Source organism: Burkholderia stagnalis (assembly GCF_902830275.1).
In the GTDB taxonomy this organism is placed as follows: domain Bacteria; phylum Pseudomonadota; class Gammaproteobacteria; order Burkholderiales; family Burkholderiaceae; genus Burkholderia; species Burkholderia stagnalis.
The window spans coordinates 155903-177665 of record NZ_CADESW010000013.1; the positions used below are offsets into that span (position 1 = coordinate 155903).

The 21763-nt window shown below is 68.5% G+C and carries 19 protein-coding genes and 1 pseudogene; 13 read left to right on the forward strand and 7 right to left on the reverse strand.

Annotated elements, in window-relative coordinates; translation table 11 throughout:
• Window positions 1-12: 12 nt before the first annotated feature.
• On the reverse strand, window positions 13-321 hold the full coding sequence (locus tag HWY45_RS22405) for a hypothetical protein (RefSeq protein ID WP_081069717.1): 309 nt from the start codon (window positions 319-321) through the stop codon (window positions 13-15).
• Window positions 322-470: 149 nt separating this feature from the next.
• Here HWY45_RS22405 and HWY45_RS22410 point away from each other — a divergent pair, with 149 nt between their 5' ends.
• Both HWY45_RS22410 and HWY45_RS22415 read left to right on the forward strand, forming a co-directional pair.
• Window positions 471-1220 (forward strand): TetR/AcrR family transcriptional regulator, encoded by a 750-nt coding sequence (locus HWY45_RS22410; protein ID WP_059880403.1) that lies wholly within the window; start codon window positions 471-473, stop codon window positions 1218-1220.
• A 261-nt stretch (window positions 1221-1481) separates the two neighbouring features.
• Window positions 1482-1704: pseudogene (locus HWY45_RS22415) on the forward strand (IS630 family transposase); the annotation flags it as partial.
• Here HWY45_RS22415 and HWY45_RS22420 read toward each other — a convergent pair.
• The 5 genes from HWY45_RS22420 to HWY45_RS22440 form a co-directional block, all read right to left on the reverse strand.
• Entirely contained in the window at window positions 1654-3126 is a 1473-nt protein-coding gene (locus tag HWY45_RS22420; RefSeq protein ID WP_059880400.1) for an NAD-dependent succinate-semialdehyde dehydrogenase, read from the reverse strand. The pseudogene HWY45_RS22415 and the gene HWY45_RS22420 sit on opposite strands and share 51 nt — an antisense overlap.
• A gap of 108 nt (window positions 3127-3234) precedes the next feature.
• A complete protein-coding gene (locus HWY45_RS22425) occupies window positions 3235-3726 on the reverse strand; it encodes an Lrp/AsnC family transcriptional regulator (protein WP_059880397.1) in 492 nt (163 codons plus the stop codon).
• A gap of 86 nt (window positions 3727-3812) precedes the next feature.
• The gene (locus HWY45_RS22430) at window positions 3813-5213 is read right to left on the reverse strand and encodes an aspartate aminotransferase family protein (protein ID WP_059880395.1); all 1401 of its coding nucleotides are present in this window, start codon (window positions 5211-5213) and stop codon (window positions 3813-3815) included.
• A 160-nt stretch (window positions 5214-5373) separates the two neighbouring features.
• On the reverse strand, window positions 5374-6300 hold the full coding sequence (locus HWY45_RS22435; RefSeq protein ID WP_059557530.1) for a 2-hydroxyacid dehydrogenase: 927 nt from the start codon (window positions 6298-6300) through the stop codon (window positions 5374-5376).
• A 12-nt stretch (window positions 6301-6312) separates the two neighbouring features.
• Entirely contained in the window at window positions 6313-7173 is an 861-nt protein-coding gene (locus HWY45_RS22440; RefSeq protein WP_059880392.1) for a GNAT family N-acetyltransferase, read from the reverse strand.
• A gap of 479 nt (window positions 7174-7652) precedes the next feature.
• Between HWY45_RS22440 and HWY45_RS22445 the strand changes: the two genes are divergently transcribed.
• Window positions 7653-8321, forward strand: a complete 669-nt coding sequence (locus HWY45_RS22445; RefSeq protein ID WP_059557535.1) for a haloacid dehalogenase type II — start codon at window positions 7653-7655, stop codon at window positions 8319-8321.
• A gap of 96 nt (window positions 8322-8417) precedes the next feature.
• On the opposite strand, the gene HWY45_RS37180 is transcribed toward HWY45_RS22445, so the two are convergent.
• The gene (locus HWY45_RS37180; RefSeq protein ID WP_081069726.1) at window positions 8418-8738 is read right to left on the reverse strand and encodes a cupin domain-containing protein; all 321 of its coding nucleotides are present in this window, start codon (window positions 8736-8738) and stop codon (window positions 8418-8420) included.
• A gap of 304 nt (window positions 8739-9042) precedes the next feature.
• Here HWY45_RS37180 and HWY45_RS22455 point away from each other — a divergent pair, with 304 nt between their 5' ends.
• From HWY45_RS22455 to HWY45_RS22500, 10 genes are all read left to right on the forward strand, one after another.
• Complete coding sequence (locus HWY45_RS22455; RefSeq protein ID WP_059880386.1) at window positions 9043-10629, forward strand: ABC transporter substrate-binding protein; 1587 nt, start codon at window positions 9043-9045, stop codon at window positions 10627-10629.
• A gap of 79 nt (window positions 10630-10708) precedes the next feature.
• The gene (locus HWY45_RS22460) at window positions 10709-11662 is read left to right on the forward strand and encodes an ABC transporter permease (RefSeq protein ID WP_059880383.1); all 954 of its coding nucleotides are present in this window, start codon (window positions 10709-10711) and stop codon (window positions 11660-11662) included.
• Window positions 11663-11692: 30 nt separating this feature from the next.
• Window positions 11693-12652: an ABC transporter permease gene (locus HWY45_RS22465; RefSeq protein ID WP_059880381.1), complete on the forward strand. Its 960-nt coding sequence runs from the start codon at window positions 11693-11695 to the stop codon at window positions 12650-12652.
• Window positions 12652-14523 carry an ABC transporter ATP-binding protein gene (locus HWY45_RS22470; protein WP_059880378.1) on the forward strand — a complete coding sequence of 624 codons (1872 nt, stop codon included), beginning with the start codon at window positions 12652-12654 and terminating at the stop codon, window positions 14521-14523. The genes HWY45_RS22465 and HWY45_RS22470 overlap by 1 nt, the downstream gene beginning before the upstream one ends.
• 200 nt (window positions 14524-14723) lie before the next feature.
• Window positions 14724-16001 (forward strand): NAD(P)/FAD-dependent oxidoreductase, encoded by a 1278-nt coding sequence (locus HWY45_RS22475; RefSeq protein WP_059880693.1) that lies wholly within the window; start codon window positions 14724-14726, stop codon window positions 15999-16001.
• A gap of 153 nt (window positions 16002-16154) precedes the next feature.
• Window positions 16155-16610 (forward strand): helix-turn-helix domain-containing protein, encoded by a 456-nt coding sequence (locus tag HWY45_RS22480; RefSeq protein WP_059880690.1) that lies wholly within the window; start codon window positions 16155-16157, stop codon window positions 16608-16610.
• Between the two features lie 90 nt (window positions 16611-16700).
• On the forward strand, window positions 16701-17435 hold the full coding sequence (locus tag HWY45_RS22485; RefSeq protein ID WP_059880375.1) for a cupin domain-containing protein: 735 nt from the start codon (window positions 16701-16703) through the stop codon (window positions 17433-17435).
• Between the two features lie 2 nt (window positions 17436-17437).
• The gene (locus HWY45_RS22490; protein WP_059557547.1) at window positions 17438-18763 is read left to right on the forward strand and encodes an NAD(P)/FAD-dependent oxidoreductase; all 1326 of its coding nucleotides are present in this window, start codon (window positions 17438-17440) and stop codon (window positions 18761-18763) included.
• A 48-nt stretch (window positions 18764-18811) separates the two neighbouring features.
• On the forward strand, window positions 18812-20281 hold the full coding sequence (locus HWY45_RS22495) for an aldehyde dehydrogenase family protein (RefSeq protein WP_059805917.1): 1470 nt from the start codon (window positions 18812-18814) through the stop codon (window positions 20279-20281).
• A gap of 68 nt (window positions 20282-20349) precedes the next feature.
• Window positions 20350-21549, forward strand: a complete 1200-nt coding sequence (locus HWY45_RS22500; protein ID WP_059880371.1) for a M20 aminoacylase family protein — start codon at window positions 20350-20352, stop codon at window positions 21547-21549.
• Window positions 21550-21763 lie beyond the last annotated feature (214 nt).

The window sequence follows — 21763 nt, forward strand, 5'->3', positions numbered from 1 at the left end:
GGCGGATGACAATCAGGCAGATCGAATGGCAATCGCGAAGGCAGGCGCCGTCGCATCGAGGGGCTTGCCGCGCAACGGCAGGCATGCAATCTCACCGTCGCGCGACATCATTGGCCGGACCATGAATGCCGCGAGGTCGATCGTCGATTTCGCATGGGAGCGGCGCGCCTCGTCGCCGGCGCCGCGACTGGCCGACAAATGGCCCGATGCGGCGCCGACCGGCCCGAATCCTGCGATCGGTGCGCCGAGCATCGAAGGCAGCCCGCACTCCGGCGACGAGAGCGAGCTGTTGTGAATGGACGCGCTGGCGCCCGTGTGCATGTGTGTCTCCACCGTATCTCCATTCGTCGTTCGATCAGTTCCTGAGGCCGTGTTCCGCCGCCTTTGATGACATTAAAGTCATTGCTGATGATTTTGTCAATGTAGACATTTGAATCTATACTTGGGCACGAACAAGGATCGGAAACGTCATGACGAATACACCGAGTCGCCGGACACCAAAGCGCTCCGCCCCGGAGGCAAGCAATCCCGCGGTCGCCGAAGAGCGCGAGCCGCGTGGCGCGCGCCGCAAGCGCGAGACCCGTGCCCGCCTGCTGGACGCCGCGCTCAGACTGATGGCGGAGAAGGGCATGGAAGGCGTCGCCATCAACGAAATCACCGAGGCCGCCGACGTCGGCTTTGGCTCGTTCTACAACCACTTCGAGTCGAAGGAGGCGATCTACGCCACCCTCGTGGAATCGGTATTCGAGGAGTTCGCGGATTCGCTCGATCGCCTGGCGAGCGGCTTGTCCGACCCGGCGGAAATCATTTCCGTCTCGGTACGGCATACGCTGATGCGCGCGCGGCGCGAGCCGGTGTGGGGGCACTTCCTGATACGCGAAGGGTTTTCGGCGCGCGTCCTGACGCATGGCCTGGGTCAGCGCCTGCTGCGGGATATCGAGCGCGGCATCGCCGAGAAGCGCTTCGTGGTCGCCGACCCATTCATAGGCTTTCTTTCGGTCGGCGGTACGGTGCTGACCGCAATTGCCGCCGAGCTCAACTTCGTCGCGCCGGGCGCGCCGGCGGCCGGCGTGCTCAAGGAGCTCGGCTTTAGCGGAGAGCATTTTCCGGAACGCACGGCGGCGACGCTGCTGCATACGCTGGGGCTCAAGCGCGGGGAAGCCGAGAAGATCGCAAGCCGGCCGCTGCCGGTCGTGGAAACGGCCGAGACGGCACGGTGACGCAACGGGGCGACGCAGGCGCCGGCGAGGCCATCCCCAGCGCTTGCGCGGTACCCGTCAGCTGACTTGGTGCGCCGAGCCTGGCGTATGTCGTCCAGCCGGCCGCATGTCGAAGCGGGGTAGCGCACGATCGATGCGGGCGTCATGTCGGACGCTGCCCGTCCGGACGTCGCACGACTGGCCGCCTTCGCGGCTACCCCGCGAATACCGGCGACGATCCCGGAAGCGATTTCTTCCAGTGCCCGGAGGGGGTGGCCATCGACGAGCGCATCGTCGCCGATGGGTTTCGGCTACGTCGAAGGCGTTACCCACGACTCTGTCGTCACGGCGCCACCACGCTGTTGCCGCACTGAACGTGCTCAACGGCGCCGTACTCGCCACCTGCAAACCGCGCCATCGACATCAAGGTTGCGGCGCGAGGATTCGGCTGGATTCAATCGAGCCCGCCTTGGCACAGGTACTTGATCGACAGGTAATCGTCGAGGCCATAGCGCGAGCCTTCGCGACCATAACCCGATTCCTTCACGCCGCCGAACGGCGCGGCCTCGCTCGCGAGCGCGCCTTCGTTGATGCCGACGATGCCCGTTTCGAGCCGCGCCGACACGCGCGCGATGCGCCGCACATCCTGCGTGTAGAAATACGCGGCGAGCCCGAACGGCGTGTCGTTCGCGGCGCCGACGGCCTCGTCCTCGGTATCGAAGCGAAACAACGCCGCGATCGGGCCGAACGTTTCCTCGCAGTTCAGTTGCATGTGGGCAGTCGCGTCGGCGAGCACCGTCGGTGCGTAAAAGTTCGGGCCGAGTTCGGCCAGACGCTTGCCGCCGGCGAGCACGCGCGCGCCGCGCTCGATCGCGTCGCCGACGTGGCGCGCGATCTTGTCCACCGCACGCGCGTTGATCATCGGGCCGATCTGCGCGGCCGGGTCGGTCGCCGGCGCGACCTTCAGCGCGGCGACGCGCGCGGCGAGCTTCGCGGCGAACGCATCGTAGACGCCGGCCTGCACGTACACGCGATTCGGCGACACGCAGGTCTGACCGCCATTGCGGAACTTGGCGGCCATCAGCCCGTCGACCGCGGCATCGAGTTCGGCATCGTCGAACACGATGAATGGCGCATTGCCGCCGAGCTCGAGCGACAGCTTCTTCAGCGTTGCCGCCGATTCGCGCGCGAGCAGCTTGCCGACCGGGGTGGATCCGGTGAACGTGATCTTGCGCACGCGGCCGTCGGCGAGCCAGTCGGCCACGGCATCGATGCCGCGTTCGCGCGACGCGGCAATCATGTTCAGCACGCCGGCCGGCACGCCGGCTTCCTGCGCGAGGAAGGCCAGCGCGAGCGCGGTGAGCGGCGTGTCTTCGGCCGGCTTCGCGACGACCGTGCAGCCCGCGGCCAGCGCGGGCGCGATCTTGCGCGCGATCATCGCGAGCGGGAAATTCCACGGCGTGATCGCGGCGACGATGCCGATCGGCTCCTTGACCGCACTGAGCCGTTTGCCGCGCTGCTGTTGCGGAATCAGGTCGCCGTAGGTGCGCGTCGCCTCCTCGGCGAACCACAGCACGTACGATGCGCCGTAGGCGACTTCACCGCGCGCTTCGGCGAGCGGCTTGCCCTGTTCGCGCGACATCAGCCTTGCGAGATCGTCGGTGTGCGCGACGATCGCCGCGTGCCACGCACGCAGGATCGCGGCCCGTTCGCGAGCGGGCGTTGCACGCCAGGCGGGCAGCGCGCGTGCCGCCGCGTCGGTCGCGGCGCGCGCGTCGGCGGCGCCGCTGTCGGGTGCGTGGGCAACGGTCTCGAGCGTGGCCGGATCGGTGACGTCGAAACGGCGGCCGTCGAGCGCGTCGCGCCAATTGCCGTCGATCAGGTTGGCGGTGCGAACGAGTTCGGTTCGAGACAGCGTAAGCGGCATGACAGATCCTTGGATGGAGCGATTCGGCGACGACGCCAGCGGCGCGGGCGCGCGACTATCCCGCGCGGACGGCGGACCGTCGCGCGCGTGGATGCCGCACGCTGTCCGTCAGTGACGTTCGCCGAACAGCGATTCGAGCGGGTAGTGCCGTTTGACGAACGGCGACTTGATGATCACGTAACTGAAATACTTCTCGATGCCGATGTTCTGCTCGAGCAGCCCTTCGACGATCGTCTGGTAATGGCTCACGCTGCGCGTGATGAATTTCAGCAGATAGTCGTAGCCGCCGCTCGCGAGGTGGCACTCGACGATCTCGTCGACATTGCGGATCGCCGCGACGAAACGGTCGAAGTCCTCGCGCCGGTGGTCGGCCAGCGTGACCTCGGTAAACACGACCTGCACGTCGCCGAGTTTCTCGAGCTGGATGTGCGCACCGTAGCCGGAGATATAGCCGGCCTTCTCGAGCCGCTTCACGCGGATCAGGCAAGGACTGGGCGACAGCCCGACCGCATCGGCCAGTTCGACGTTGGTCATGCGGCCGCGCTTTTGCAACTGGGAGAGGATGCGCAGGTCGATGCGATCTAGCTTGCTGTCCGTCATGGTCGCGTGAGAGGGAAAAAATGGAATGTCCGGTTACTTTAGAGTCGAACGATTGCCGCCACAAGCCCGGCTTTCCCTTGACGGGCTCACGCCGGCAGCGCGTGCGCGGCGTCGAGCGCGCGCTGCACGCCCGGGTCGGCCAGCACGTCGTCGAGCGTCTTTCCCACGCGCTCGAACATCAGGTCGAACTCGCCCGCGGTGAAGCTCAGCGCCGGCGCAAAACCGAGCACGCCGTCGCCGAATGCGCGAAACACCACGCCGTTCGCGTACGCGGCGGCGGCGATCTTGTCGGGCACGCCCAGCGCCGGATCGAAGCGGATCTTGCGTGCCTTGTCGGCCACCAGTTCGAGCGCGCCGAGCAGGCCGACCGAACGCGAGTCGCCCACGAGCGGATGCGCGCGCAGCGCATCGAGCCCCGCGGCGAAACGCGGCGCCAGCGCCTGGCCGTTCGCGAGCAGCCCGCCTTCGTGATAGAGCTTCAGCACCTCGAGGCCGATCGCGGCGCTGACCGGATGCGCGGAATACGTATAGCCGTGGCCGACCGCGGGCGAATCGGCGCGGGTGCCCGCGATCCCTTCATAGATTTCGTCGGACATCAGCACCGCGCCCATCGGCGCATAGCCGGCGGTCAACCCCTTCGCGACGGTCATCAGGTCCGGGTCGACCTGCTCGGCTTCGCACGCGAACAGCGGGCCCGTGCGACCGAAGCCGGTGATCACCTCGTCGGCGACGAACAGGATGCCGAGGCGCCGGCACGCGTCGCGCATCGCCTTCAGCCAGCCGGCCGGCGGCACGATCACGCCGCCGGAACCCTGCACGGGCTCGCAGAAGAATGCCGCGACGTTGTCCGCGCCGAGCTCGGCGACCTTCGCTTCGAGCGCGGCGACCGACGCGGCGATCAGCGCCTGCGAATCGTCGCCGAGCGGGTGGCGATACGGGTAGGGCGACGGGATGTGATGCTGGTCCGCGCGCGGCAGGTCGAAGTGACGGTGGAACGCGGGCAGCGCGGTGAGGCCGGCGCCGATCGACGACGAGCCGTGGTAGCCGCGCTCGAGCGCAATCATCTGCTTTTTCGACGGGCGGCCGGTCGCGTTGAAATAGTGCGTGATGAAACGCACGGCGGAGTCGATCGCATCCGAGCCGCCGAGCGTGAAATACACGCGGTTCAGCGACGGCGGCGCCAGCGCCGCGAGCCGTTCGGCCAGCTCGATCGCGGGCTGCGAGCCGAAATGAAAATAGCCGGTCGCGTAGGGCAGCTTCGCCATCTGCTCGGCGGCGGCCTGCACGATGCTGTCGCGGCCGTAGCCGACGTTCACGCACCACAGGCCCGAGAACGCATCGAGCAGCGTGTGGCCGTCTGCGTCGCGCAGGAACACGCCGTCCGCGGATGCGAGCACGGTGACGCCGCGCGCCTCGTGCGCACGATAGTTGACGACAGGGTGGATCAGGTGTTGACGATCGGCTTCGATCAGCGCGGCTTGGTTCATGGCAGGGCGGGACTCTCGTCGGGTGTCAGCGTGAGTTCATGCTACCGGGCGAGAAATCCGCACGTGCCTTCAATTTGCGGCCGGAAACGTACGAAAGCGGCGTTTTCCCGGGGTGCTTCGACATTTTCTGCTGCGCGCCCCGCCGCGCCGGCCGCGCGCGTCAGTAACCGCGCGCGCGATCGACGACGCCGATCATCGGCTGCCCCGCGCGATGGCGCGCGAGGTTCGCGAGCACGGCGTCGACCGCGGTGTCGGGCCGCGTCGCGCTGGCAATGTGCGGCGTGATGCGAACGCGCGGATGCGTCCAGAACGGGTGGCCGGCCGGCAACGGCTCCGGGTCCGTCACGTCGAGGATCGCGCTGTCGAGGCGGCCGCTGTCGAGCGCGGCGAGCAGCGCGGTCGCATCGAGCTGCGGGCCGCGCCCGACCTGCACGAGCGATGCGCCGGCCGGCAGCGCGTCGAACACGCGCGCGCCGAGCAGGCCGCGCGTGCCGTCGGTGAGCGGCAGCAGGCAGATCAGGATGTCGGTGCGGGCCAGGAACGTGTCGAGCGCCGCGTCGCCCGCGTAGCAGTCGATGCCGTCGAGCGTGCGCGGCGTGCGGCTCCAGCCTGCGCACGGGAAACCGAAGCGCCGCAGCGTGTCGAGCACGGCCTGCCCGAGCGTGCCGAGGCCGAGCACGCCGACGCGTCGCGACGTGGCCGCGCGCACCGGCTTCTCGCGCCACACTTGCGCGCGCTGCTGCGCCGCATAGTCGAACAGGTCGCGGTGAATCGTCAGCACCGCCTGCGTCACGTATTCGACCATCCCGTCGACGATGCCCGGCTCGATCATCCGCACGACCGGAATGTGCGCGGGCACGCGCGACAGGTCGAATTGATCGATGCCCGCGCCGACCGAAAACACGATCTCCAGGTTCGGCAGCAGTGCGACCGGGTCGTCGGGCGGCTGCCATGCGGCAAGGTAGCGCACCGCGTGCGGATCGCCGATGTCGGGCCAGATCCGGAACGCGAGGTCCGGCGCGTGTTGCGCGAAGCGCTGCGCCCATTGCGTGCCGCGCACCGGGTCGGCCTTGTAGAGAAAGCTCATCGCGCGCGCCGCTCAGCCGAGCGCCTGGTTGACGATGGCGAACGTGCGCAGCGCCGGATCGCCGGCGGGCGCCGCGCCGCGCGCCATCGCGACGACGGTATCGACGCGCGGCAGGCCGAGCCCCTGTAGCCAGTCCGACAGCCCGCTGTCGCCCGGCACGTCGAGGCGCACGAACATGCCTTCGTGCAGCGCGAGCCAGTGGCTGATCAGCGCCTGCGCGCGCAGCGTGTCCGGCGCGATCACCGGGCCGATCACGTGGCCGCGGCCGAAACGGCGGAACAGCGCGAAGCCGAGCAGTTCGCCGTCGCGATCGAGCGCGATCCCGTTGGCGACGCCGAGCAGCGCATCGATCACCGCGTCGCGCGGGTAGCCGGCCGCGCGCGATGCGAGCGCGGCGAGACGCGGGCCGTCGGTGGTGCCGAGCGGCCGCATGCGCTCGCCGGGCGGCAGCGAGATCAGCGGCGGCTGGAACGCGGCGCCCTGGTGCTGGTCGATCGTGCCGATCGCGCCGAAGCCGAACTTCACATAGAGCGGCTCGCCGGCCGGCGTCGCATGGAGGAACACGGTCCGCGCGCCGAGACTGTCGACGACGCGCGCGAGCAGTTCGCGGCCGATGCCGCGGCCCTGTCGCTCGGGCGACACGATCACCATGCCGAGCGATGCGTGCGACTCGCCGAAGGGCCAGCCGAGCGCGGTGCCGACGATGCCGGCTTCGTCTTCGGCGACGAAGCCGCTGCCGAGCTGGAATGCGAAGCGCCAGTCGTCGAGCCGGTGCGGCCACTTGACCGCCTCCGACAGCCGGTGCGCGGCGGGCAGGTCGGTTTCGGCGAACGGGCGATAGGTGAGCTTGCTGGAAGGATTGAGGTCGGCCACGCCGGACTCCGGATGGGTAGGAATGACGCGTTCACTGTGCCAGCGCCGTTGCGGCCCGGATAGGACGATTCGCCTGTTTTGCGGCGGCTGCGGCCGGTCGGGCGAGTTCGACGCAAACCGGCTCGATCGGCGCGCCGGAACGCGCGGTTCGTGCCGGCCCGGCCAGTCATTCCGGCAGCTTCTGCTGCATGAACGCCAGTAGGATTGAAGCACGGTGGCGCACCGCTCGCTGCCGCGTCGCACCGCGTTGCGGCCGAGCCGGGCACCCGCGTCGCGGTTTCACGCGCCCCGCCGGCCGGCCGGCGCGCACCGCGCGGGAGCGCACCGCAGATCGTGCCGTGCAGCGCGCGCAACACGCGGCGATTCTGCGTTTTGAGCGGCGCCGAACGATGCGCGAAGGATTTTTTGCCTTGGTTCAATTCCGTACAACCCAGCCCGTCCCCGGCCCTGCCGGGGCTTCACACCGACAGGACGTCACCATGATCCAATTTGAACCGAAGTTCATCACGTTCGACTGCTACGGCACGCTTACCCGCTTCCGGATGGCCGACATGGCGCGGGAGGTCTATGCGGACCGGCTGTCACCCGTCGCGCTCGAGGAATTCGTGCGTGCGTTCGCCGCCTACCGGCTTGACGAGGTGCTCGGTGCGTGGAAGCCGTATCGCGACGTCGTCGTCAACGCGATCCGGCGCACCTGTGCGCGGGTCGGCACGAAATTCGACGAAGCCGAGGCCGAGCGTTTCTATCATGCAGTGCCGACGTGGGGCCCACATCCGGACGTGCCGGCGGGCCTGTCGCGGCTCGCGACGAAGTACAAGCTCGTGATCCTGTCGAACGCGTCGGACGACCAGATCATGAGCAACGTCGACAAACTCGGCGCGCCGTTCCATGCGGTGTTCACCGCGCAACAGGCGCAGTCGTACAAGCCGCGGATGCAGGGCTTCGAATACATGTTCGGCAAGCTCGGCTGCAAGCCGGAGGACGTGCTGCACGTGTCGTCGAGCCTGCGCTACGACCTGATGACGGCCGAGGATCTCGGTATCAAGCACAAGGCGTTCGTCAACCGCGGCCATGAGCCGGGCACGCCGTTTTACAACTACTACGAGGTGTCGGACATCGGCCACCTCGCGACGCAACTCGGGCTGTAAGCCACGCGCCGGCTGCGCGATGCGTGCCGTCGCGCAGCCCACCGGCGGCCCGCTGCGATGCCCGGGAAAGCCCGTGCACGTGGCCGGCCGTCGGCATCAGAAGCTCACGCACACCTTGCGCGGCGCCTCGCGCACCTGCCATAGCCCCCCGGTACTCGCGGCGAAGAACAGCGTATCGCCCGCGCCGAACTCGAGCGCGTCCTGGCCGCCCGGTGCGAACGTGCCGGCACCGGACAGGAAGTGCATCACCTCCGCCTCCTTCACGTTGCACCGGCATGTGCCCGGCAAGCCGGCTGTGCGCCGCTTCCCGGGCAGGCCGGCTTCGCTGGCGCGGGCAATCTTCCGAAGAACCGTTTGCCCGCTGCCCGCGCACCGCACCGGGCAAACGGCGGTGCGCCGGGGCACGCAGCAAATCATGCTGCGCAGGCGGCCCAAAACGGTCGAATCGTGTCGTGCAGCCGCCCCGAATCGCGACAACCCGCATTTTGGCGATGCTTAAATGAACTCAATGCGCACGACGTCGCGCCCGGCACCAGCAGGCGGGCGCGGCGGGTTTCTCGAACCACGCTGGACCCCAGGGTCTGCTTACATATGGAACGTGCATGCGAATACGTCAGTATTCGCGGCGCCGCGCGGCGAGCGGCCGTTCTCGTGGCAACGCATGCACGTTCCACATGTAAACAGACCCTAGACCCACTTACCACAGTCAGGAGCAGTTCGGATGAGCGACGATATCGACAACGGCGGCGGCAAGGGCGGCTTCACGCGCCGCGACATGATGCGGGTCATGGCGGCGAGCGGCATGATGGCCGTCGGCGGCGGCGGGCTGCTGATGGACGCGCAGTCGGCGTTCGCCGCGCCGGCGCCCAAGCGCGGCGGCAAGATCCGGGTCGCGAACGAATCGAGCTCGACGGCCGATACGCTCGACCCGGCCAAGGGCTCGACGGGCGCCGACTACATTCGCTTCTTCATGTTCTACAGCGGCCTCACGCAGCTCGACGCGAGCCTGACGCCGCAGATGAATCTCGCCCAGTCGCTGCAGACGACCGACGCGAAGACGTGGATCATCAAGCTGCGCAAGGGCGTCACGTTCCACGACGGGAAACCGGTCGGGCCGGCCGACGTGGTGTATTCGCTGATGCGCCACAAGAACGCGGCCACCGCCTCGAAGGTCAAGCCGCTCGCCGATCAGTTCGCCGATGCGAAGGCCAGCGGCCCGGACGAAGTCACGCTCACGCTCGCCAGCGCGAACGCCGATCTGCCGGTGATCCTCGCGACGCCGCAGCTCGTGATCGTCAAGGACGGCACGACCGACTTCAGCACCGGCATCGGCTGCGGCCCGTACAAGCTGAAGTCGTTCAAGCCGGGCGTGTCGACCGTCGGCGTGCGCAACGACAGCTACTTCAAGCCGGGGATGCCGTACCTCGACGAAATCGAGCTGATCGGCATCAGCGACAGCGCCGCGCGCCTGAACGCGCTGCTGTCGGGCGACGTGCACCTGATCAACGCGATCGATCCGCGCTCGACGCAGCGGGTCGCGTCGACGCCGGGCTATGCGCTGAAGGAAACCAAGTCGGGGCTCTATACCGACCTGATCATGCGCAGCGACAACCCGCTGACCGCGAACCCGGATTTCGTCGAAGGGATGAAGTACCTGTTCGATCGCGAACAGATCCGCTCGGCGGTATTCCGCGGCTACGCGGTGGTCGGCAACGACCAGCCGATCCCGCCGGGGCATCGCTACTTCAACGCGTCGCTGCCGCAGCGGCCGCACGATCCGGACAAGGCGAAGTTCCTGTTCCAGAAGGCGGGCGCACTGGGCGTCGCGCTGCCGCCGATCTATGCGACCTCCGACGCAAACGGGTCGATCGAAATGGCCGTGCTGCTGCAGCAGGCCGGCCAGAAGATCGGGCTGAACCTGCAGGTGAACCGCGTGTCGCCCGACGGCTACTGGTCGAACCACTGGATGAAGCATCCGCTCGGCTTCGGCAACATCAACCCGCGCTCGAGCGCCGACGTGCTGTTCACGCAGTTCTTCAAGTCGGATGCGCCGTGGAACGAGTCGGGCTGGAAGAACGCGAAGTTCGACCAGTTGCTGCTCGCCGCCCGCTCGGAAACCGACGACGCGAAGCGCAAGCAGATGTACGGCGACATGCAGGTGCTCGTCGCACAGCAGTGCCGGGTCGGCATTCCGGCCTTCATCAGCTTCCTCGACGGATACGACAAGCGGCTCGCGGGCCTCGGGTCGATCCCGACCGGCGGGATGATGGGCTTCATGTTCGCCGAGAACGTGTGGTGGAACGCGTGACGCCGATGCGTGCCGCCGCCGCGCGGCCGGTGCGGGCCACCGCCCCGGTCGCGCGCGACTTTTCACGGAGTGCCGCTTCATGAATCGAATCCTGCTCGCGCTGATCGGCCGGCGCATCGCGGTCACCGCGCTGACGCTGCTGATCGTGTCCGCGATCATCTTCACGATCACGAACCTGCTGCCGGGCGACGCCGCGCAGGCCGCGCTCGGCCAGTCGGCCACACCGGAGACGATCGCCGCGCTGCGCCAGCAGTTCGGCCTCGACATGCCGGCTCATGTGCGCTACCTGCACTGGCTCGCGGGGCTGCTGTACGGCGATTTCGGCCGCTCGCTGTCGGGCGACATGCCGGTGTCGGAGATGATCGGCGGACGCCTGCCGAAGTCGCTCGCGCTCGCGGCGATCACGACCGCCGTGTCGGTGCCGATCGCGCTGCTGCTCGGTATCCTCGCGGCGGTCAAGCGCGAGTCGGTGGTCGACCGCGCGATCAGCCTCGGTACGCTGTCGCTCGTCGCGACGCCGGAATTCCTGATCGCGACGGTCGCCGTGCTGGTGCTCGCCGTGAAGCTGCACTGGCTGTCCGCGTTGTCGTACAGCGGCCCGATCGAAAGCGTGCACGACTTCCTGCGCGCGTATGCGATGCCGGTGCTGACGCTGTGCGCGGTCGTGATCGCGCAGATGGCCCGGATGACGCGGGCCGCGGTCATCGAGCAGCTGAGCGCGTCGTATGTCGAGATGGCCGTGCTCAAGGGCGCGAGCCCCGCGCGCGTCGTGCTGCGCCATGCGCTGCCGAACGCGGTCGGCCCGATCGCCAATGCGATCGCCCTGAGCCTGTCGTATCTGCTCGGCGGCGTGATCGTCGTCGAGACGATCTTCAACTATCCGGGCCTCGCGAGCCTGATGGTCGATGCTGTCGGCAACCGCGATTTCCCGCTGGTCCAGGCGTGCACGCTGATCTTCTGCGTCGCCTATCTGACGCTCGTGCTGTTCGCCGACCTGTGCTCGATCGTGTCGAACCCGAGACTGCGGACCTGAGTGTCCCGTCCTCTTTCCAGGATGCCGCCCATGCACCCGACCGAACCCGTACAACGCAGCAACGTGCTGCCGCCGCCCGGCGATCCGCTCCCGCCGTGGGAAGGCGCGCCGCCGCCCGCCGCGCCTTCCCCCGACCAGCCGCCCAGGCGCCGCGCCGCGCGCGTCAGACTGACGACCGGCGGCCGCGTCGGCCTGTCGATGGTCGGCCTGATGCTGTTCATCGCGGTGTTCGCGCCGCTGCTCGCGCCGCATGACGTCGGCGCGATCGTCACGCCGGACGTGTTCGCACCGTTCAGCGTGAAGCTGCCGTTCGGCTCCGACTTTCTCGGCCGCGACATGCTGAGCCGGATCCTGTACGGCACGCGGCTGACCGTGCTGCTCGCGCTCGCGGCGGTGCTGCTCGCCGCGCTGACCGGCACGACGCTCGGGCTGCTCGCGACCGTGTCGGGCCGCGCGGTCGACGAGACGATGAGCCGGCTGCTCGATGCGCTCACGTCGATCCCGTCGAAGATGTTCGCGCTGATGTTCGTCGCCGCGTTCGGTTCGTCGCTGCCGCTCCTGGTCCTGACCGCCGCGGTCAGCTACATGCCGGGCTCGTACCGGATCGCGCGCGCGCTGGCGGTCAACATCAGCACGCTCGAATTCGTGCAGGTCGCGCGGGCGCGCGGCGAAAGCGCGCTGTACATCGCGTGCATCGAGATGCTGCCGAACATGATCCACCCGATGCTGGCCGATACCGGGCTGCGCTTCACGTTCGTCGTGCTGCTGCTGAGCGGGCTGAGCTTTCTCGGGCTCGGCGTGCAGCCGCCGTACGCGGATCTCGGCTCGCTCGTGCGCGAGAACATCGCGAGCCTCGGCGACGGCTCGGCCGTCGCGATCATGCCCGCGGTCGCGATCGCGATCCTGACGGTGGGCGTCAACCTGTTGATCGACGGCCTGCCGCATCGCGGCCGCCGCAAGGGCGCGGCCGGCGCCGCCGGAGGGCAGTGATGCAACACGAATCGAACCCGCTCGTCGAGGTGCGCGGGCTGCGCGTGGTCGGCGGCCGGCCCGGCGGCGAGGAAACGACGATCGTCCACGGCGTCGACTTCGAGATCCGGCGCGGCGAGGTGCTTGCGCTGATCGGCGAGTCCGGCTCCGGCAAGACGACCATCGCGCTGTCGCTGATGGGCCATGCGCGTGCCGGCTGCCGGATCGCCGGCGGCTCGGTGAAGCTCGGCGGCACGGACGTCTGCACGTTGTCCGCGCACGCGCTGGCCGCGCTGCGCGGCCGCAAGGTCGCGTATATCGCGCAGAGCGCGGCCGCCGCGTTCAACCCGTCGCGCACGATCCTCGACCAGGTGATCGAGAGTGCGCTGATCCACAGGACGATGCCCAGGCGCGAGGCGCAGGCGAAGGCGGTCGAGCTGTTTCGCGCGCTCGCGCTGCCCGAGCCGGAGACGATCGGCAAGCGTTATCCGCACCAGGTGTCGGGCGGGCAGCTGCAGCGGCTGATGGCCGCGATGGCGCTGATCACCGATCCGGAGCTGGTGATCCTCGACGAGCCGACCACCGCGCTCGACGTGACCACGCAGATCGACGTGCTGCAGGCCTTCAAGAGCGTGATCCGGCGCTGCGGGATGAGCGCCGTATACGTGTCGCACGATCTGGCCGTGGTCGCGCAGATGGCCGACCGGATCGTGGTGCTGAGCGACGGCGTGATCCGCGAAGCGGGCGATACCGAGCAGATCCTGCATGCGCCGACGCATCCGTACACGCAGAGCCTGATCGCGGCGGTGACGCCGGGCGATGCCGAACGCAACGCGAAAGCGGCAAGCGCCGCGCCGGCGCCGCTGCTCGACGTGCGCGGCGCGGTCGCCGGCTACGGCGGCCGTACCGCGAAAGGCTGGCCCGTGAAGGTGATCCTGCACGAAGTCGACCTGCGTATCGGGCGCGGGCAGACGGTCGGCGTGATCGGCGAATCGGGCTCCGGCAAGACGACGCTCGCGAAGGTGATCGCCGGCCTCGTGCCGGCGACGGGCGGGCAGATCCTGCTCGACGGCGAGCCGCTCGCGCTCGATACGGCCAAGCGCACCAAGGAGCAGCACCGCCGCGTGCAGATCGTGTTCCAGAACGCCGATACCGCGCTCAATCCGGTGCATACCGTCGAGCGCACGCTGGCGCGGCCGCTCGCGTTCTATCACGGGATCAAGGGCGCGCGTGCGCGGCAGCGCGTCGCGGAACTGCTCGAACTCGTGCGGCTGCCGCAGGCGGTCGCCGCGCGGCGCACCGGCGAGCTGTCGGGCGGACAGAAGCAGCGCGTGAACCTCGCGCGTGCGCTCGCGGCCGAGCCCGACCTGATCCTGTGCGACGAGGTCACGTCGGCACTCGACACCGTGGTCGGCGCCGCGATCATGGACTTGCTGCGCGACCTGCAGGCGAAGCTCGGCGTGTCGTACGTGTTCATCACGCACGACATCGCGAAGGTGCGCGCAATCAGCGACGACATCGTCGTGCTGTACGCGGGCCGCCGCGTCGAGACGGGCAGCCGCGACGCGCTGTGCGCGCCGCCTTACCACCCGTATTCGCACCTGCTCGTGTCGTCCGCGCCGGAGCTGCGCGCGGGCTGGCTCGACGATGCGGCCGAGCGCTGCCACCGGCCGCTCGTGCCGATCGGCGCGAGCGCCGACGACGCCGAGCTGTGTCCGTTCCTGTCGCGCTGCGCGATGCGGGTGGACGGCGTGTGCAACCGGACCGCGCCCACGCTGCGCACGCTCGAGAACGGCGCGCAGGTGTTGTGCCATCGCAGCGAGGAAGATCTCGCGCGCTTCCAGGCCCAGCCGGCGGAGGGCGTCGCGCCGGTGCAGCCGGCGCGCCAGTAGCGTGCCGCATCATTCGTTCATCGCGCTCGCCGGCCCGGCGAGCGGCCTTCCGCATAGTGTGCTGCGGCGGTCGTGCAAAACGGTGAATCGTGCGCGCGCGGTGCGCGAATACGCGGCAACTGCGCTTTCTGACGGTGGTTAAATGGCTTTCAACGGGCGATCGCCCCGATCGCTGTTGCGGAATGCTTGAGAAGGATCCGATGAAATTCGACTCGTACTGGCTGGATACCCGCCCCGCGTTTCGTGCCGGCTGCGAAGGGCCTGTCGAAGGGCGCGCCGACGTGGCCGTGATCGGCGGCGGCTTCACCGGCCTGTCGGCGGCGCTCGCGCTTGCGCAGCGCGGCGTATCGGTGGTCGTGCTCGAAGCCGCGCAGGTCGCGGGCGAAGCGTCCGGCCGCAACGGCGGCCAGTGCAATACCGGCGTCGCGCAGGACTACGCGTCGCTTGTCGCGCGCGTCGGCGCCGAACCCGCCAGGCAGTTCTATCGCGCGTACGAAAGCGCGGTGAGGAGCGTCGAGGCGATCGTTGCCGAACATGCGATCGACTGCGATTTCCGGCATGCCGGCAAGCTGAAGCTCGCCGCGAAACCGCAGCATTTCGCGGGACTGGCAAAGACGTTCGACGTGCTGCGGCGCGAAGTGGATCCCGACATCGAACTGATCGAGCCGTCGCGGATCCGCGATGAAATCGCCTCCGACGGCTTCTACGGCGGGCTGTTGCAGCGCAATGGCGTGCAGATGCACATGGGCAAGTTCGGCGTCGGCCTCGCGCAGGCGGCAGTGCGGGCGGGCGCGCGCATCTACGAGCAGGCGGCCGTCACGCAGCTCGAGCGGATCCAGGGCGAGCGCCACATGATCACTTGCACGCGCGGCACGCTCGTCGCCGATCGCGTGCTGGTCGCGACCGGTGCGTCGCAACATGGCCCGTTCGCCTGGTTCAGGCGGCGCATCGCGCCGGTCGGCAGTTTCATCGTCGTCACCGAGCCGCTGCCCGACGCGCAGCTGAACCGGCTGTTCCCGCACCGCCGTGCATACGTGACGTCGCGCCAGATCGGCAACTACTTCCGCGTGACGCCCGACAACCGGCTGCTGTTCGGCGGCCGCGCGCGCTTCGCGATGTCGAGCCCGCGCTCCGACGCGAAAAGCGGCGAGATCCTGCGCACCGGCATGGCCGGCTATTTCCCGGAACTGGCCAACGTGCGGCTCGATTACTGCTGGGGAGGGCTGGTCGACATCACCGCCGACCGGCTGCCGCGCGCGGGCCAGCACAACGGGCTCTATTACTCGATGGGCTACAGCGGCCACGGCGTGCAGATGTCCGTGCACATGGGCCGCGTAATGGCCGACGTGCTGTACGGCGCGGCCGCGTCGAATCCGTGGCGCGAGCTCGACTGGCCGGCGATGCCCGGCCATTTCGGGCACGCATGGTTCCTGCCGTTCGTCGGCGCGTATTACCGGATGCAGGATTTCCTGCACTGAAGCGGCTGCCCCGGGAGGATTCGATATGACCACACGATTCGTTTGCACGCTCGGCGTCGGCGACACGACTTCCGCGCCGATCGGGCGGTTCTCGATCGCGCATTTCGCCGCGCAGGATGCTGCTGTCAAGGCGGCCGCATGAACACGGTGAGCATGGTCGCGCTGTTCCGCGATCCGGCCGAAGGCGCGACGCCTCGCACGCTGCATGTCCCGGGGCCCGTGTCGCGGGCGATCGGCGACGTGCTGCGCACGATCGATGCATCGTTCGCGCAGCCGCTGAACCTCGACACGCTCGCGGCGGTGGCCGGATTGAGCGTGTCGCGCTTCACCGCGCGCTTTCGCGGCGAAGTCGGGTTGTCGCCGCATCGATATCTGTGCCTGGTGCGCGTGCGGCGTGCGCAGGATTTGTTGCGCGCCGGCCTGGCGCCTTCGGTCGTCGCGACCGAGGTCGGATTCTTCGATCAGAGCCATCTGTGCCGGCATTTCCGGCGGGTGCTCGGCATCACGCCGCGCGATTACGTGGTCGCGCCGCCGGGTTGCGCGCCGGCGCGAACGTCGCCGATGCGCACGCGCGCCGAACGCAGCGAAGGGGCGTGTCACGTTGCGTAGGCGAAAACGCGGACAGTGTCCGCGAACAACGATTTCCGATACCGCGCGACGGGTTCTCGACCACCTCGTCGCGCATTGGCAGGAGCAGAAATGACCGCAGCTTTCGTGTTGCATCGTGCCGACGGCACGGCGAATACAACCGCCTTCCGCAAGCAGGCGTTCGGCGAGCGCGACCCGTTCGCGCGACAGCGGGAGATCGCGTGGGAAGGGCCCGACTCGATGGCCGCCGGGCGTATCCGTTTCGCTGGCGAACTTGACGTCCCGAGTTATCCGCACATTGAAACGCTCGTCGTCGTCGAAGGCGAGCTGATGCTCGAAGCGGCGGGAGCCGCCCCGTTGGTGCTGGGCGCGGGGGAGGGGGCTGTCATCGGCAGCGGCACGGCGCTTCGCGTCGTCGCGGAGTCGCGCGTGCTCGTCATGTTCTGCGCAGCCGCGTGCACCGCACCGACGAAGCGCGGCGTGTTCCCGCTGCGTGCCGACGCCGACTTCAAGCCCTCCGCATCGCTGCCGGCAGAGGTGCTGCTCGGCCCCGCACCGCAATGCCGCAGCGACAACGTGTTCGTCGACGACGGCGCCGGGTGCTGCGCGGGCACGTGGGATTCGACGCCCTATCACCGGATCGTTCGCCCGCATCGCGTGAACGAGTTCATGCTCCTGCTGGCCGGCAGCGTGCGGTTCGCCGCGCCCGACGGCAGCGTGCTGTCGCTCGGCGCCGGCGACGCGCTGTTCGTGCCGCGCGGCGCACCCATCGGGTGGGAAAGCCGCGAACGCGTGGCGAAATTCTACGTCGTGCAAAACGTCCGCGTATCAACCGAACGAGACTGAACATGTCCCCTCCGCTGCGCCATATAGAAACTTCGCCCACGCTGCCGGCCGCGGCCGATGTCGTCGTGATCGGCGGCGGAATCATCGGCGTCTTTACTGCTTACTACCTGGCCCGGCGCGGGGTATCGGTCGCGCTGGTCGAGAAGGGGCGGATCGGGGCCGAGCAGTCGAGCCGCAACTGGGGCTGGTGCCGGCAACAGAACCGCGACGAGCGCGAATTGCCGATGGCGAGCAAGAGCATCGATCTGTGGGAACGATTCGCCGCCGAATCCGGCGAAGACACGGGTTTTCATCGCTGCGGGCTGCTGTATCTGAGCAATGACGAGGCCGAGCTGTCCCGCTGGGCCAAGTGGGGCGACTTCGCGAAAACCGCGGGCGTGACGACCTGCATGCTCGACAGCAAGCAAGCCGGCGAACGCGGGCGCGCCACCGGGCGGCCGTGGAAGGGCGGCGTGTTCTCGCCGAGCGACGGCACGGCCGACCCGGGGAAGGCCGCGCCGGCCGTGGCGGCTGCGCTCATGAAGCTCGGCGGCAGCGTCCACCAGCACTGCGCGGCGCGCGGCATCGAGCTCGAGGGCGGCCGCGTCAGCGGCGTCGTCACGGAAGCCGGCGTGATCAGGACCAGGACCGTCGTGCTCGCCGGGGGCGCGTGGGCGTCGTCGTTCTGCCGCCAGCTCGACATCCGTTTTCCACAGGCGTCGATCCGCCAGTCGATCCTGAGCGTGTCGCCGGTCGAACAGCGCTTGCCGGATGCGCTGTACACCTCCGGCGTGTCCGTGACGCGCCGCAGCGATGGACGCTACGCACTGGCCATCAGCGGCCGCGCGCGCGTGGACGTGACGCCGCAGTTCCTGCGCTTCGCTCCGCAGTTCGTGCCGATGTTCGCGAAGCGCTGGCGCAACCTGCTGCCGGGCGGCCTCGAGGGCATGCGCGGCGGCCATGAAACGCTCAAGCGGTGGCGGCTCGATGCGCCGACCCCGATGGAGGCGGTGCGCATTCTGGATCCGAAGCCCGATATGCCGACCGTCACCGAAACGTACCGCCGTGCCGTCGAACTGCTGCCCGAGCTACGCGAAGCAACGATCACGCACGCATGGGCGGGGTTCGTCGACAGCACGCCGGACGGCGTCCCGGGTATCGGCGAAGTGCCGGGCGTGCCGGGATTGATCCTGGCGGCAGGTTTTTCCGGGCACGGTTTCGGCATTGGCCCGGGCGCCGGCCACTTGATCGCGGATCTCGTCACGGGCGCGCAACCGATCGTGGACCCGATGCCGTATCGGCCGAGCCGGTTCGGCGATTCCGCGTGGGGCAAGGTTGCCGATTTCTAGTTTGAGGCCGTGTCGCGGCGCATGGCATCGACTCAAGGACACTCTGTAATGAATTCACCCATCGATTCACCGGTTCGTCACTTGACGGAAGCCGGAAGGCTGAATCGTTTCTTCATCGACGGCGACTGGGTTTTGCCCGATGGCGGGGACCGGTTCGCGGTCGTCTGTCCGTCCACTGAAGACACGCTGTGCGAGATCCCGCTCGGCAACGCGCGCGACGCCGATCGCGCGGTGCGGGCCGCGCGCCACGCTTTCGAGCGCTGGGCCGCGACCTCGCCGCAGCAGCGCGCCGCGCTGCTCGACCGCGTTCACGCGTTGATACTGGCGCGCGCCGAACGGTTCGCCATGGCGCTCGCGATGGAAATGGGCGCGCCGATCAACTACGCACGCAGTGCGCATGTGCCGCTCGCGGCGGAACATATCCGGGTCGCGCGCGACAATCTGGCCGGTTATCCGTTCCGGACCCGGCGCGGGACGACCGCGATCGTGCGTGAGCCGATCGGCGTCTGCGCGCTGATCACACCGTGGAACTGGCCGATCTATCAAATCACCGCGAAAGTCGGCCCGGCGCTCGCGGCAGGCTGCACGGTGGTGCTGAAACCCAGTGAGCTGTCGCCGCTCAGCGCGTTGCTGTTCGCGGAAGTGATCGCCGATGCGGGCGTGCCCGCGGGCGTGTTCAACCTGGTGAGCGGCAGCGGAACGGAAGTGGGCGCATCGCTCGCGTCGCACCCGGAGGTCGACATGGTTTCGATCACCGGATCGACGCGCGCCGGCGTGCTGGTTGCGCAAGCGGCCGCGCCGACCGTCAAGCGCGTCGCGCAGGAGCTTGGCGGCAAGTCGCCGAACCTCGTATTGCCCGATGCGGACCTGCAGCGCGCCGTCGCGCCGGGCGTCGCCGCCGCGTTCCGGAACATGGGCCAGTCGTGCAGCGCGCCGACCCGGTTGATCGTGCCGCGCAGCGTCCTGGGCCGCGTCGAGGAACTGGCCGTCGCGGCCATGGAGCGGATGGTGGTCGGCGATCCGTTCGCCGAGGCGACGACGCATGGCCCGCTGGCCAATCGCGCGCAGTTCGGCCGGGTCGCGCAGATGATCGACGCGGGCATCGACGAACGGGCGAAGCTGATCGCCGGCGGCCCCGGGCGGCCGGCGGGATTCGACCGGGGCTTTTATGCGCGGCCGACCGTCTTTTCCGACGTCCGCACCGACATGGCGATCGCGCAGCAGGAGATCTTTGGCCCGGTCCTCGCGATCCTTCCGTACGACACCGTCGACGAAGCTGTCGCCATCGCGAACGACACGGTCTACGGGCTTGGCGCCCATGTGCAGGGCGCCGACAAGGAACGCGTGCGCGCGGTGGCCGCGCGCATCCGGTCGGGGCAGGTGCACCTGAACTACCCGGCATGGGACCCTCAGGCTCCGTTCGGCGGGTACAAGCAGTCGGGCAACGGCCGCGAGTACGGGATCGAAGGGATGGAAGAGTACACGGAGGTCAAGTCGATCCTGGGCTTCTACGACTGAAGCAGCCGCTGCGTGCGAACGCGGCGCAGTACAGAATGGAAGCTGTCTAATTTTCGAAGGTGCCGGCATTGGAAAACCCTGACCTCCCCGAGACGTCCCTGAAAGCACATCACGCACACTGGACGGCCTTGCGCCGCGATCTGCATGCGCATCCCGAGCTGCGATTCGAGGAACACCGGACGGCCGACGTCGTTGCCCGCGAGCTTGAAGATCTCGGCTATACGGTGTTGCGCGGGCTGGGCGGCACGGGCGTCGTCGCGAGCCTGCCCGGTGCGGACCCGAGCCGCGGCATCGTGCTCCGTGCCGATCTGGATGCGTTGCCGATCCAGGAAGTCAATGACTTCGCACACGCATCGGGCGCGCAAGGGGTCATGCATGCGTGCGGGCATGACGGGCATACCGTCATGCTGCTCGGGGCCGCGCGCATCATGAAGGCGCTGCCGCAGCTGCCGGGCACGGTTCATTTCGTGTTTCAGCCCGGAGAAGAGGGCGGTGCGGGCGCGCGGAAGATGATCGACGACGGGCTGTTCGAGCAATGCCCGACGGAAGCGGTATTCGGCATGCACAACTGGCCCGGTTTGCCGGCCGGGCATTTCGGGTTGCGCACGGGGCCGATCATGGCCGCGGGCGCCCGGTTCAGGATCACGGTAGCCGGCAAAGGCGCGCATGCGGCGCAGCCGCATCTGGGCGTCGATCCCGTCCCGCTCGCATGTTCGATGGTGCTGCAGTGTCAGACCATCGCTGCGCGGCACAAGGATCCCGTGGATCCCGCTGTCATTTCCGTCTGCATGTTCCATGCGGGAACGACGGACAACGTCATTCCGGACAGCGCCGAGCTGCGCGGGACGATACGCACGCTGTCGTCTGCATTGCAGCAACAACTGCAGCGCGACGTCCGGCTCATGTGCGAGGGGCTGGCCCGCGCACATGGCGCGCAAGCCGACGTCGAATTTTTTCAGTACTACCCGGCGACGGTCAACACGCCGGCCGAGACCGCGCTCTGCGAAGCGGTGATTCGCGAGACGTTCGGCGACGAACGCCTTTACCCCGACGTGCCGCCGAACATGACGTCCGAAGACTTCGGCTTCATGCTGGAGGAGCGCCCCGGCGCTTACGTGCTGATCGGCAATGCGCCGGCCGAAACGGGCGCGCCGGCGCTGCATCACCCGAAATACGATTTCAACGACGAGATCATTCCGGCCGGCGTCCGGTATTGGGTCGCCCTGGCACAGGGTTACTTCAGGCGTTCATCGGGAACGTGCGCCTGACGCCGAACCGGTCGGCTGTCAGACGGCATGGAATAGTCATGCTGCGCCGGGCCATGGGTGATATGGCATCGACGATGCCGAACGCGATCGCACCGGCGATCAGCGACTGGGTGCCCGCCGGGCGGTGCGGCTGCCGTGAAAAGCGCCGGCAGCATCGCCGTGCACCCGGGAGCGGTTGCGCATGGGCGTCGGTCCCGCATCGGCTGCCGATGCG